Origin of the sequence: Photorhabdus sp. CRCIA-P01, assembly GCF_003545805.1 — a bacterium.
Taxonomy (GTDB): Bacteria; Pseudomonadota; Gammaproteobacteria; order Enterobacterales; family Enterobacteriaceae; genus Photorhabdus; species Photorhabdus antumapuensis.
The window spans coordinates 84722-97523 of sequence record NZ_NMQR01000006.1; the positions used below are offsets into that span (position 1 = coordinate 84722).

A 12802-nucleotide genomic window follows, 5' to 3' on the forward strand; every position below is an offset into this window, starting at 1 on the left:
TTTCTAAGTCTAATACACAAGGTTATCCACAGGAATAGTGGATAACTCTACAAACCCTATTAACTGTACGAGGTTGCAACATCATGCCACAAAATAGGTATCCTCTATCGATAAAAATTTTTACTATTTTTTTGACCTTTATCTCAATTATTCATTTCAAAAAAATGAATAAATTTGCTGCAAAAGTAAGAATTTTCTCATAGGAATTAAACATCAATAAATTATATTCGTTCAATATTACCAGCATTAAAGGTAGATAATTATCGATTTTTTCTGTAGACTGAGCGAAAAAAACTGCCTTTTCTGCATCAAGCAACAGCAAATAATACGGGTTAGATTGGGATTTTTATTCAATAAGAGATAACGGGTGAACAGTTTCCTGTACGAAATCTGTTACTCAAGAGAGCGTCGTGCTTTACCAAAGCGGAAATAGGATTCTCTGTTTCCTACGCTTTCAGCAATAGCAGATTCCCGCTCAAAAAAAATGATAGATACACAAATATCAAATCGACATAGCCCTCATAAAACGTCCAATATTCTGCTGACTATTTTCGATCGAAAAACTTACTTTGTATCTATCACTCACAATTTCAATCGATTGCTGTTCCAAAGCATCTTTATACTGCCATTTCCTGGTGTGTTAACTGTGTTACTATTTTATTGATTTATTAATTTCAGTCCTGATGTTTATTTTACTTCCCTCTCTTTCCTGGTGATTCCCTAGTGCTAAAAAAATAATCCACTTCCAAACTCGAAGGATAAAGTAGCTCTTCCCCGAGAGGTTTATAATAAGAATAATATTTTGTTTGATGCTATCTGATGACCCAAAAACACATCAATACAACTTAACATTATTATAATAAAATCCATAAAGTCAACATAAAAATAAACATAAAGTTCAGTTTTGTGTAAACTTTATAATGAACTTTACTTAATTATATGATTTAACTTTCGTTTTTAGAATATAAAGGTAAATCCATGAGCATTTTCTAATATAGGATGTGCTAATATAGATAATCATAAAAATAAGATATTAAAAGTAAAATCAATAAATTATCACAATGAGTGGTTTTTTCACACTGGACAATATCATCAAGTAATATATAGTAATGCGGTTATCTTTACATAAAGGATTCTCATGAAAACGTCTAATGCACAGCGAAAAACAAATATCATTAAAAATATAGAATATTTGATACGTACCCGTGGAGAAACCAAGAGCTCTTTTTCCAACCGAACAGGATTGACCCGTACCACCATTTATAAAATCCTGGAAGGACAGGTCAATAACGTTCAACAATCCACGGTTCTTCGGATCTCCGATTTTTTCGGCGTTTCCTGTGAAGAAATAGAATATTATGACCTTGAACAATTAGAGCGCCTCAATGAAACACTCTCAACCGAAGGCAATAAAAATCCTTCGGCTATCCCTATCGTTCCACAATCTGAATTTTTAGCCGTTTCCGAGAAGAAAATAGGTCAGCTTGTTACCGAGTATCCTCTTACCTATTTCTTTGGTGATGAATCAAACATGCTGGCTCTTAAAGTCGAATCGGCAATAGAGGATACCTTCATACCCGGTGAGGTGATCATCATAAAACGTCCCCCTGCATTAGTCACCAATACGCCATTATTGTATTACTCTAAGGAAATTGGGTTCTTTATCCGGCAAGAAAAAAACGATGACTGTCTCGATAGGAAACCCTACAGAGACGCTCATTTTTTAGGCTATATCGTAGGGGAAAGAGTATAAATGACAGTAAATCAAAAGTTTAAGTTATTGGGATTTTCAAGATATGGTAAATTATCGGCAAATGTCATGGTGCTCGCGACAGGTAAAACTATTACCATGGGGTTAAAAGAGCTAGTTGATAGTGATATTTCAGAAGATCTGAGCAGACATGAGCTCAGTACTATATATCGGAAATTATACAGCCACAGTAATATCGTAACAGCTTATGAACTTGGAGATCGTCATGAGCGTTCATGGCAAGCCTATTTACTCATTAGCATCGCACTCAGTGTTATCTATATTTTCTCTACCATATGTGGTGTGAAGCCCATTCATATCCCGATCCTTAATATTGTCACGCCTCCCGGTGTTTTCATTTACCCTATCACCTTCTTGCTGGTCGATATTCTAAACGAATTCTATGGATTACGTCTGGCAAGAAGAACGATTATTATCTCTTTTGCAGCGAACTTATTATTTGTCCTAGGTCTTTGGGGAACCGCACTGATGCCAAGTGTCCCTGGATGGGAGTTTGGTGCAACTTATAATGGAATAGTGAATAGCATCGTATCTGTATTACTGGCATCATCTCTTGCTTATTTTATCTCTGAGAATATAAACTCGTATCTCCTTTGCAAAATAAAATCTCTCACCAATTCAAAGTATCTTTTCCTACGAGTAATAACCAGCACTGTCATCGCCTCAGCATTCGATAGCATAATATTCTGCTCAATTGCTTTTTATGGTGTTCTCGGTATAGATATCATAAAAGAAATGATTATTGCCCAGTTTCTCATTAAAGTGGCTTATTCTATCCTGGGTGTAGGCCCTATTTATCTGGTAAGAAGGATATTCAGAAATTATATAAACCGGCCAGTAGATGCGCCAGTGAATAAAAAACTTGCCGAAGTATAAATAGAGATCAAGTTTTATCAGAATATAGAAAATATCATTTTATGCCGGAATATCATTCCGGCATGTTGCCCTAAATAACCGTCTATACATAATTAAAAGGAAAAAAATATATTCCTTACCAAAGGTAGATTGGTGTAATCATTCATTATGACATTGAAATAATATTTCACCAGATTAAATCTGGAAATTAATTATTCAGTAATTTTAAATCTATATATCCCCCTAAATGATTAAAATATTCTTGCGTTAAATGAGGAATCGTACCTAATAAAGGAGCAGGTAACATACGTTCTAGTGTCGCCAAATATTCTTGCTGGCGTTTGCCTGCTGGCTCAACCTCATTAGCTATCCAGCCTGCAAAATGTAATCCTGAACCTATAATTGCTTCCACGGTAAGGATCGCGTGATTAATACAACCTAGTTTCATCCCCACGGTCAAAATAACCGGCAATTGCTCTTTAACCACCCAGTCAGCAAAAGTCACCGCTTCTGATAAAGGGGTATACCAACCACCAGCGCCCTCAACTAAAACCCAGTCTGCTTTCTTTTCTAACTGATGCAGCCCCGTAGACATAACAGCAAAATCAATAGGTTGATTCAAGTCATCACTGGCAATATGGGGTGATGTTGCTTCAACAAATACTAGCGGATTCACTTCTTCATATTGCAAAGACACAGAACTATTTGCCAGCAATGCCAATGCATCAGAATTACGAACACCTGCCGGTGTTATTTTACTACCAGAAGCAACGGGTTTATAACCTGCTGTTTTATATCCTGCTTTAGTTGCCGCTTGTAACAAAGCACAACTTACAACTGTTTTACCCACTTCGGTATCTGTACCCGCCAAAAACCAGCGCTTAGTCACGATGAATCACTCCAAAAACAACCTGATAACTAAGAGGTAACTGTTCATTTTCCCGTGGATAAGCCTGCTCCAGAGCAATCAGCCGTCTACGCGTCATCAGTCCTTGCCGTCGCCCATAATGAAGGTGGGTCGCGCCAATCCCTTTCAGAGAACCCAATAGCGGTAATATATGAGAATATTGCTGACGATGAACCTGACTAATAAGACAATGCCGAAACCCTTGACAGGCATCTTTAATTGTCTGTTGCGGCAGGAACTGATTAACATGCTGGTAGTTATCAACCACACTCCAAGCTTGCTTCAATTCATGCAATGAACCTTTAGCCAAGGTGGAAAACAGAATCAATCCACCAGGACGGGTTACCCGATAAAGTTCTCTTAAAGCACTGGATAAATTATCACACCACTGAACAACCAGATTACTGAAACAGATATCAACACTGCTGTCAGCAAGCCCTAAATGTTCAATATCCCCTTGTAGATAATAGTCAGCCGCCAACTGTTTACGAGCATGAACCAGCATACCCGATGCCAAATCCAACCCAATAACCTGCTTCCCTTGTTGTCGCCAGCGGTGACTAAAAAAACCCGTACCACAACCGGCATCCAATACTAATTTGCCGGGATGCTCACCAACTTGTTGCATGAGGAATTCACCGGTTTGTTGCTGTAATTTCGCCACCACATCATAATTGGCGGCCGCTCGTCCAAATGCTCCAGCAATCGCCTGTTTATTGGCAAATTCAGCTACGGAACCCATGCAACGCCTCCATCAACATATCAATATCCTGTGGCATATGTCTGGCCGTCAAAGTAATACGTAATCTGGCGCTGCCCGGTGGTACTGTTGGTGGACGGATGGCTTTAACCCAAATCCCTTTTTGTTGCAGATACTGAGACAAGGACACACTCAGCTCATTATCACTCACAATCAATGGCTGAATTGCGGTAGTTGAATCTGTCAGATCGAATGGCAGCTTCTGAGCTTGCTGGCGGAAATAATTGATATTCTGCTGTAAGCGTTGGCGCAATTCATCACCAGATTGTATCTGCCGAACAGCTTCGGAAAGCGCCTGCGCCTGTGCAGGGGGCATAGAAGTACTGTAGATCAGATGACGGGCATACTGAATTAGATATTCTGCCGTCTGCTCATCACAAAGCACCGCCGCACCACTCAATCCAAATGCTTTGCCAAAAGTGACAATCAAGATCTCCGGCTTGACTTTCTGTTGCCAACAACTTCCCCTTCCCTGCTTACCACAGACACCAATACCGTGAGCATCATCCACCATTAACCAACTGCCAGAAGTTCTGGTTTGCCGATAAATATCGGCTAGCGGGGCACAGTCACCATCCATACTAAACACACCTTCGGTTACCACCAGCGTTTTTCCAACACAAGGCGTTGCCAATAAATTTGCAAGTGATTCAGATTGATTATGCAGAAAACGCCGTAGCTGAGCGGGGGAATGCATAGCCGCTTCCATTAATGAAGCATGACTCAGACGATCGGCAATAATCCGATCCTGTTCCGTCATTAACGCGGCAATAACCCCCTGATTAGCAGAATACCCTGAAATAAACAGTAATGCTTTTGGATAACCCAACCAGTCAGCCAGTTGTTGTTCCAATAGCTGATGAGCCTTTGTATAACCCGTAATATGACCTGAACCGCCGCTGCCAACACCATATTGTTCAGCTCCCTGCTGCCATGCGGAAATGATTGCGGGATTAGCGCTTAACCCAAGGTAATCATTACTGGAAAAATTAAGATATTTGCCATCAGCGGTATACAGGAAACGCCCATTTGATTTCTGATTGACCTGCCGCTGACGCCATAGCGAAGTGTCCTGACGCTCAGACAATTGCCGGGAAAGATAAGATGACCAATTCATCATAATGCCGCATTATAAAATTGTTCGTTATCCGCATTGATGATGGCTTCTGCCAAATGCTGCTGTTGCTGATTATCACCGAATGCTGTCTGAGTCTGCTGAGGATTAATACCCAACTTGAGAAATAGTTGTAAATCTTTATCTTCCGCCGGGTTAGGCGTAGTAAGCAACTTACAGCCATAGAAAATAGAATTGGCGCCAGCCATAAAACACATTGCCTGTGTCTGCTCATTCATCTGTTCACGACCTGCGGATAACCGAACATGAGAAGACGGCATCATGATCCTGGCAACCGCAATCGTGCGGATAAAATCGAAAGGATCTACATCTTCGTTCTCAGCCAATGGCGTGCCTTTGACTTTAACCAACATGTTGATGGGTACACTCTCCGGCGGTTTTGGCAGATTTGCCAGTTGTACCAATAATGCGGCCCGATCACGGATCGCCTCACCCAAACCAACAATACCACCAGAACACACTTTTATTCCGGCCTCCCGTATTTTATCAAGGGTATTCAATCTGTCTTGATAGGTCCGAGTCGTAATGATGTTGCCATAAAATTCCGGGGAGGTATCAAGGTTATGGTTGTAGTAATCTAATCCTGCATTCGCCAGTCGCTGTGCTTGTGAACCATTGAGCATACCCAGTGTCATGCAGGTTTCCATTCCCAATGCTTTGACTTCCTTAACCATTTTCTCCAGATAAGGCATATCCCTATCATGGGGATTTTTCCACGCGGCACCCATACAAAAACGTGTTGAACCCGCATTTTTAGCCTTACGAGCAGAATCAATCACCTGTTCCACTTCCATCAACCGCTCTTTTTCGAGACCGGTTTTGTAACGGGAGCTTTGCGGACAATATTTGCAATCTTCCGGACAAGCCCCCGTTTTGATGGAAAGTAATGTACTGACCTGCACTTGCTGTGGGTCAAAGTAGATACGATGAATCTGTTGTGCTTGAAATAATAATTCGAAAAAAGGTTTATCAAACAGCTCTTGCGCCTGCTTAATTGTCCATTGCTTACGCTCAATCACAATAACATCTCCAATGTGAAAAAAGTCTAGTCAGTTTAAATAATGCCGTTATACTGTCAACCAATTTTAATAATATTAGTTTACATCAGCCTTATGACTTCTTCTGATATTGAATTTGATCTACGCCATATTTGGCATCCCTATACCTCCATGACTAGCCCTCTTCCGGTTTATCCGGTTGTTAGTGCTTCTGGTGTGGAACTAGAGTTGACTGATGGCCGTAAGCTGGTGGATGGCATGTCTTCCTGGTGGGCTGCCATTCATGGATATAACCATCCGGTACTGAACCAAGCCGCTAAAATTCAGATTGATCAGATGTCCCATGTCATGTTTGGTGGAATTACCCATCTACCCGCAATCGCACTTTCCAGACAATTAGTGGCAATCTCCCCGCCATCACTGGAATGTGTTTTTCTGGCTGATTCAGGTTCTGTTGCAGTGGAAGTGGCTCTGAAAATGGCATTGCAATACTGGCAAGCAAAAGGTGAGAAGCGTCAGCGTATTTTGACATTACGTCACGGCTATCACGGCGACACATTCGGTGCTATGTCTGTCTGTGATCCCGACAATTCAATGCATAATCTCTACAAAGGCTATCTGCCACCCCATCTGTTTGCCGAATCATCTCAGTGCGGATTTGATTCTCAATGGGACGAGCGGGATATCATGCCATTTCGCACTTTACTGGAGCAGCATTCCCTTGATATTGCCGCAGTGATCCTTGAACCTATCGTACAGGGTGCTGGAGGAATGCGAATTTATCATCCTGAATATTTGCGTCAGGTCAGAATGCTTTGTGATCAGCACCGGATTCTATTAATTGCAGATGAAATTGCCACCGGCTTTGGCCGCACAGGAAAATTGTTTGCTTGTGAACATGCTGAAATTGAGCCAGATATTTTATGTGTAGGAAAAGCACTGACGGGTGGTTATATGACGCTATCAGCAACACTGACAACCCGTAAGGTAGCCGAAACGATTAGCAATGGTGAAGCAGGCTGTTTTATGCATGGTCCAACGTTTATGGGCAATCCATTAGCTTGTGCCGTAGCAGAAGCCAGTTTGAACTTGTTATTACAAAGCCCTTGGCAACAACGTATTAAATCAATTGAAAACCAATTAAAGACTGAATTGATGCCACTAAAACACCATGCAAAAGTGGCTGATGTTCGGATATTAGGTGCAATTGGCATCGTGGAGATGAAACAGCCTGTGAATATGGCGGCGCTACAACACCATTTTGTTTCTCAAGGTGTCTGGATAAGGCCATTTGGCAAACTGATTTATTTGATGCCACCTTATATTATTCAACCGGAGCAACTTTCACGTCTGACAAAGGCCGTCTCTAGTGCAATTAATTTGTAATTTTTTGTTATTAAACAAATTTTTTTGAATTTATTGCGAACAGTTAGTAAAGCTGAATTTCAGCTCGATCAAAAAAGCTCCCAATCGGGAGCCTTTTTTGAAAAATCTCTTCACACTCCGACCAAAGCCAACACCGTTACCCACATTGGGCCTTTACCTACTGGATAGCGCGCCAATTCAGTCAATTTACCGGTATATTTATCAATAGAAGAGACTGAAATATGGTCAGACTTTTGACCGGATGCAATCAGATATTTTCCGCTATGATCGATAGCAAAACCACGCGGCTGAGTTTCGGTTTTATAGTAACCAGCCAAAGTCAAATTAAAACCATCTGGCGAAATAACAAAATGGCTGATCAAACTTGAAGTCCGTTCACTGGTATAAAGGTGACGACCATCCGGTGTAATATGAATATCCGCAGACCAACGAACACCCGCTAAATCTGCCGGCAATGAATCAATCGTCTGAACAGTCCGGTATTTTTCCCACTTGCGGTAAACATCCACCGTAGAATCCAGTTCATTAATACAATAAATCACCTGCTGATTTGGATGAAATTCCATATGACGAGGACCCGCATCCATTGTCGTAATGATTTCCTCAGCACGTTTTTCTGTCAGATAACCCTCTTCTGCCATCTCAAAAATTCGGATGCGATCTTCTTTCAGACAAGGAACCAATAGTTGTTTATTATCCCAGTCAATATTAGCCGAATGCGGTGCTTGCAAGCCTGCAATAACCTGAACAGGTTCACCCACAATACCCTGTTCGTCAATTAGACTGACACTCAGATTGTTATAACTATAAGAAGCAGAGAACAGAAAGCGACCTTGTTTATCAGTAGAGATATGAGTCGGACTACCCGGTATTGATGAAATCCCCTGTTGTGCTAGTTCCCCTCTAGAGCCAATCTGGTAAGTGACAATACTGAATTGTGGCCGGATGCCAACATAAAGATGTTTACCATCCGGGCTAACCACCATTGGTTGTACTTCCCCCGGTACATCAACTGTCTGAATGAGTGATAACTCACCTTCATTATTCAGGCTCCAAACATGAATCTGACAACTGTTTGGACTCGCCGTATAAACCACTTGTTTCATCTTCACTCCTTAATTATCCATTACCATTTTATTGAGCTATCGCGACGCTGTATTGGTTTTATCGGTTAAACTCACCGCACAATTGGTGTAGCTTTATTCAGCTCCAATGTAATATCTTTAGATTATATATAGTTATGAGGCTAATTTATGTCATATCGTATCATTGCACTGGATCTGGATGGTTCACTACTCGATCCTCAAAAGAATATCCTGCCAGAATCACTCATTGTACTAAATGAAGCACGTAAAGCGGGTATTAAGGTGCTCATTGCCACTGGCCGTCATCATGTCGCTATCCACCCCTTTTATCAGGCTTTGCGACTCGATACTCCTGTTATCTGTTGTAATGGTACTTATCTGTATGATTACCATGAAAAGAAAGTGTTAGCCTCAGATCCATTGTCAACTCAGGAAGCTATAAAAGTTCTCACCCACTTAAAAAACACAGATATTCACCGTCTGATGTATGTGGATGATGCCATGTTATATGAAGAACCGTATGACACAGTTGTCCGTACCATGAAATGGTCTGAAACCCTACCTGAATCTCAACGCCCAACTATGCGACATGTTAATAGCTTTCAACATGCTCTTGACGAAGTACAGTCTATCTGGAAATTTGCAACCTGTTCTCCTGATTTAGTAAAACTGCGGGAAGTGACTGCACAAATCGCAAATGACACAGGTCTTTCGTGTGAATGGTCATGGTTCGATCAGGTGGATATTACCAAGAAAGGTAACAGTAAAGGTATGCGCTTGAAACAGTGGGTTGAATCACAGGGAATGAGGATGAAAGATGTCATTGCCTTTGGTGATAACTTTAATGACCTGAGCATGCTGAAAACCGCCGGACTCGGTGTCGCTATGGGTAACAGTGTGGATGCGATTAAAGAACAAGCCGATCTGGTAACACTGGATAATACTCAGCCAGGTATTGCCGAAGTTATTCGCAAGTACGTGCTCTAATCGCTTGTCTGACAAAATCACCGTCCGGGGACCCCCTCAATAGGCTCCCCGTTGTCATTTATACCCGTCCTCTTTCAAGTTGCCTCTTTGTTGGCTGCACTCACTCACCCCGGTCACATCGTTATCTATGCTCCCGGGGATTCGCTCCCTTGCCGTCGCGATCCATCTTGAAATCCATTGGGTATATCATTGAGATTACAGTTGTCGATGAAGAGAAACACTTTTTATCTGAGCATAAAGCCACTGCCCAGGCCGCAAATTAAGTTCATCCCTTGCCCACGGAGTGATGCTTGCCCATAAATAGTGACCACTCAGTGCCAATTTGACATCGACTTGCCCATTATCATCAAAAAATTCAACCACTTTCACAGCTAAAACATTACGGATACTACTGCCGCGAGGAGGTTCCAATACTAATGAAACATCTGAAGCATCTATTCTGATACGCAAATCAGTTCCCGGTTGAACATCAATTTTCGGCAACCATAAAGCCTGGTCAGCTAGCGCTACCGCAGTCATTTCATAACGATTATGATGTTCAACCATTGAAACATTCAGAATACTGCTAAGGGTGTCTTTTTGTAACCAAAGACGTAATGCACTACTGGACCAAACCTCTTCCAATGTTCCTGTTGCCCTGACTTTTCCACTATCCATGACGAGTACATTTTCTGCCAGGCGAAGAATCTCATCCAGATTATGACTGACATACAAAATCGGTATGTTGACCTCTTCAGATAACCTTTCAAGATAAGGCAATAGTTCTCTTTTACGAGGGAGATCCAACGATGCCAACGGTTCATCCATTAACAGCAGATCAGGTGCCGTCAATAAAGCACGACCGATAGCAACCCGCTGCTTTTCACCGCCGGACAAGGTAAGAGGAAAACGAGATAGTAAATGCTCAATTCCTAGCAAACTAATAATGCTATCAAATTCTGGCTTCATCACCAGAGACATTCCGTATTGAAGATTACCTTTTACTCGATAATGAGGAAAAAGCCGGGCATCCTGAAAAACATAGCCTATACGACGCTGCTCTGGTGGCAAGCAGGTACCCTTTGCAATATCGACCAGCACATGATCATTAAGGACAATCCGCCCTTTATGTGGGCGTATCAAACCGGCAATAACATTTATCAGTGACGTTTTCCCAGCGCCTGAAAGGCCAAAAACAGCCGTGATCCCCTCTGTAGGTAGCTGTGTGCTGACCTGTAAATGAAGATCACCAAGTTGTTGCTCAAAATCCAGCTCTAACATGTTGCTCCCAGGCGTCTTCTTCCCCAACGGGTTAACCATTCAGAAATCATCAGTGATATCAACGCCAGAATAATAGCAATGACACACAAACGAGCCGCAGCCATTTCTGCTCCGGGTATTTCAATCAAGGTATACATTGCCAAAGGGATTGTCCGCGTTTCGCCTGGAATATTGGATACAAAAGTGATAGTTGCGCCAAATTCACCCAATGAACGGGCAAATGCCAAAACAGTGCCCACAATAACCCCAGGCAAAGAGAGCGGCAATGTGATAGTAAAAAATACCTTAAACGGATTCGCTCCCAAAGTACGAGCAGCCTGTTCCAGCCGCCGATCGACACCTTCCAGCGCCAGACGTATCGCTCTGACCATCAATGGAAAAGCAACAATAGCCGAAGCCAATGCAGCACCACGCCAACTGAATGTAAAGCTGATCCCAAACCAGTCATATAACCATTCACCGATAAATCCTCGACGCCCCATGCTGATCAACAGCAAATAACCCACTACCACGGGTGGTAACACCAGTGGCAGATGGATAATACTGTCGAGTAATGATTTACCAGGAAACTGGAAACGAGCAAGAATCCACGCCATTAAAATCCCAAATGGCAGACTAAGTAATACCGCCATACCTGAAACTTCCAGACTCAGGATAATGGCTTGCCATTCGTATTCACTCAACATAACCAAAAAATCCATTCCTAAAGCGGGTGAAAACCGTAACGTTTAAAAATTGCAACGGCTTCAGGGGTTTTCAGATATCCATAAAAATCGAGAACAGTGGGATTACTATGGTCTTTGATTATCGCCATTGGGTATTCAATAGGTTTGTGGCTCTCTGCTGGGAAAATCCCTACCACTTTGACTTTATCACTCGCAACGACATCTGAACCATAAACAATGCCCAACGGAACTTCCGCACGTTCCACCAGCGCCAAACCACTGCGCACATTACTGGTCCGCGCTAGCAGGGGATTAACCGTCTCCCATGCTCCCAAATATTGCAGAGACTCTTTAGCGTAAATACCCACTGGAACATGATCTGGATCACCAACAGCAAAACGACCGCCCTCTAATAAGGATTCCCATTTGGTTTCTTTATTAATATCAACTTTATTGAGTCTACTCGCTTTCGGTGCGATCAGAACCAGTTGATTTCCCAACATAGTCAACCGAGTTTCATCAATAATCAGTTTCTTCTCGGCAACATAATCCATCCACTGTTGATCAGCAGAAATAAAAATATCCGCCGGCGCACCTTGCTCAATCTGGCGAGCCAAAGTGGAAGATGAAGCATAAGAAGCCACCACTTCACCTTTTTGCTCTCGCTTATACAGCGCCGCAATATCATCAAGTGCATTAGTCAACGAGGCAGCCGCGAATAACGTGACTTTTTCCGTAGCCCACACTTGCCACGTCAAAGCAAAAGAAACGACAACGCCGACTAGCAGTTTGCCAAAACTCTTTTTCATTTGTTTTCCACCTGTTTCTTACCCATCAGTTCGTTGTGTATAACAAGATATAACGTCAATTGGAAGAGTGTTCCAATATTAATCGGCAAATTGCGAGCAACTTTTACTATACCCTTCATCTTTCAAGCTGCTGCTTTGTTGGCTGCTTTCACTCACCCCAGTCACATCGTTATCTATGCTCCTG

12 protein-coding genes are annotated in these 12802 nt (G+C 42.1%); 4 read left to right on the forward strand and 8 right to left on the reverse strand.

Going from position 1 to position 12802, the window contains the following annotated elements; all coding sequences use genetic code 11:
- The first annotated feature begins 1138 nt into the window (after positions 1-1138).
- Together D3222_RS06130 and D3222_RS06135 are read left to right on the forward strand one after the other, a co-directional pair.
- Positions 1139-1753: a helix-turn-helix domain-containing protein gene (locus tag D3222_RS06130; protein ID WP_118985369.1), complete on the forward strand. Its 615-nt coding sequence runs from the start codon at positions 1139-1141 to the stop codon at positions 1751-1753.
- On the forward strand, positions 1754-2647 hold the full coding sequence (locus D3222_RS06135; protein WP_118985370.1) for a queuosine precursor transporter: 894 nt from the start codon (positions 1754-1756) through the stop codon (positions 2645-2647).
- Between the two features lie 187 nt (positions 2648-2834).
- On the opposite strand, the gene bioD is transcribed toward D3222_RS06135, so the two are convergent.
- The 4 genes from bioD to bioB are packed head-to-tail and all read right to left on the reverse strand — an operon-like array spanning position 2835 to position 6447.
- Complete coding sequence (gene bioD, locus D3222_RS06140) at positions 2835-3515, reverse strand: dethiobiotin synthase (protein ID WP_118985371.1); 681 nt, start codon at positions 3513-3515, stop codon at positions 2835-2837.
- Entirely contained in the window at positions 3508-4275 is a 768-nt protein-coding gene (gene bioC, locus D3222_RS06145) for a malonyl-ACP O-methyltransferase BioC (RefSeq protein WP_118985372.1), read from the reverse strand. Before bioC ends, bioD begins: the two co-directional genes overlap by 8 nt.
- Positions 4259-5410 carry an 8-amino-7-oxononanoate synthase gene (gene bioF / locus D3222_RS06150; protein ID WP_118985373.1) on the reverse strand — a complete coding sequence of 384 codons (1152 nt, stop codon included), beginning with the start codon at positions 5408-5410 and terminating at the stop codon, positions 4259-4261. The genes bioC and bioF overlap by 17 nt, the downstream gene beginning before the upstream one ends.
- Positions 5410-6447: a biotin synthase BioB gene (bioB, locus tag D3222_RS06155; protein ID WP_118985374.1), complete on the reverse strand. Its 1038-nt coding sequence runs from the start codon at positions 6445-6447 to the stop codon at positions 5410-5412. Before bioB ends, bioF begins: the two co-directional genes overlap by 1 nt.
- Positions 6448-6540: 93 nt before the next feature.
- Between bioB and bioA the strand changes: the two genes are divergently transcribed.
- Positions 6541-7812, forward strand: a complete 1272-nt coding sequence (gene bioA, locus D3222_RS06160) for an adenosylmethionine--8-amino-7-oxononanoate transaminase (protein ID WP_118985375.1) — start codon at positions 6541-6543, stop codon at positions 7810-7812.
- A 110-nt stretch (positions 7813-7922) separates the two neighbouring features.
- Here the strand turns inward: bioA and pgl are convergent, their stop codons facing one another.
- The gene (gene pgl, locus D3222_RS06165; RefSeq protein ID WP_118985376.1) at positions 7923-8918 is read right to left on the reverse strand and encodes a 6-phosphogluconolactonase; all 996 of its coding nucleotides are present in this window, start codon (positions 8916-8918) and stop codon (positions 7923-7925) included.
- 147 nt (positions 8919-9065) lie between these two features.
- Here pgl and D3222_RS06170 point away from each other — a divergent pair, with 147 nt between their 5' ends.
- Entirely contained in the window at positions 9066-9884 is an 819-nt protein-coding gene (locus tag D3222_RS06170) for a pyridoxal phosphatase (RefSeq protein WP_118985377.1), read from the forward strand.
- Between the two features lie 195 nt (positions 9885-10079).
- Here D3222_RS06170 and modC read toward each other — a convergent pair whose 3' ends face one another.
- The 3 genes from modC to modA are packed head-to-tail and all read right to left on the reverse strand — an operon-like array spanning position 10080 to position 12618.
- Positions 10080-11144, reverse strand: a complete 1065-nt coding sequence (gene modC / locus D3222_RS06175) for a molybdenum ABC transporter ATP-binding protein ModC (protein ID WP_198672756.1) — start codon at positions 11142-11144, stop codon at positions 10080-10082.
- Complete coding sequence (gene modB / locus D3222_RS06180) at positions 11138-11830, reverse strand: molybdate ABC transporter permease subunit (protein ID WP_118985379.1); 693 nt, start codon at positions 11828-11830, stop codon at positions 11138-11140. The genes modC and modB overlap by 7 nt, the downstream gene beginning before the upstream one ends.
- Before the next feature lie 17 nt (positions 11831-11847).
- Positions 11848-12618, reverse strand: coding sequence for a molybdate ABC transporter substrate-binding protein (modA, locus tag D3222_RS06185; protein WP_118985380.1), 771 nt, complete (start codon positions 12616-12618; stop codon positions 11848-11850).
- Between the last annotated feature and the right edge of the window lie 184 nt (positions 12619-12802).

Excerpts from the sequence above, each read along its gene's own strand:
- modC (WP_198672756.1), bottom strand. The coding sequence starts at position 11,144 with ATGTTAGAGCTGGATTTTGAGCAACAACTTGGTGATCTTCATTTACAG.
- bioC (WP_118985372.1), bottom strand. The coding sequence starts at position 4,275 with ATGGGTTCCGTAGCTGAATTTGCCAATAAACAGGCGATTGCTGGAGCA.
- D3222_RS06170 (WP_118985377.1), top strand. The coding sequence starts at position 9,066 with ATGTCATATCGTATCATTGCACTGGATCTGGATGGTTCACTACTCGAT.
- modB (WP_118985379.1), bottom strand. The coding sequence starts at position 11,830 with ATGTTGAGTGAATACGAATGGCAAGCCATTATCCTGAGTCTGGAAGTT.
- D3222_RS06135 (WP_118985370.1), top strand. The coding sequence starts at position 1,754 with ATGACAGTAAATCAAAAGTTTAAGTTATTGGGATTTTCAAGATATGGT.
- modA (WP_118985380.1), bottom strand. The coding sequence starts at position 12,618 with ATGAAAAAGAGTTTTGGCAAACTGCTAGTCGGCGTTGTCGTTTCTTTT.
- bioA (WP_118985375.1), top strand. The coding sequence starts at position 6,541 with ATGACTTCTTCTGATATTGAATTTGATCTACGCCATATTTGGCATCCC.
- bioF (WP_118985373.1), bottom strand. The coding sequence starts at position 5,410 with ATGAATTGGTCATCTTATCTTTCCCGGCAATTGTCTGAGCGTCAGGAC.
- pgl (WP_118985376.1), bottom strand. The coding sequence starts at position 8,918 with ATGAAACAAGTGGTTTATACGGCGAGTCCAAACAGTTGTCAGATTCAT.
- D3222_RS06130 (WP_118985369.1), top strand. The coding sequence starts at position 1,139 with ATGAAAACGTCTAATGCACAGCGAAAAACAAATATCATTAAAAATATA.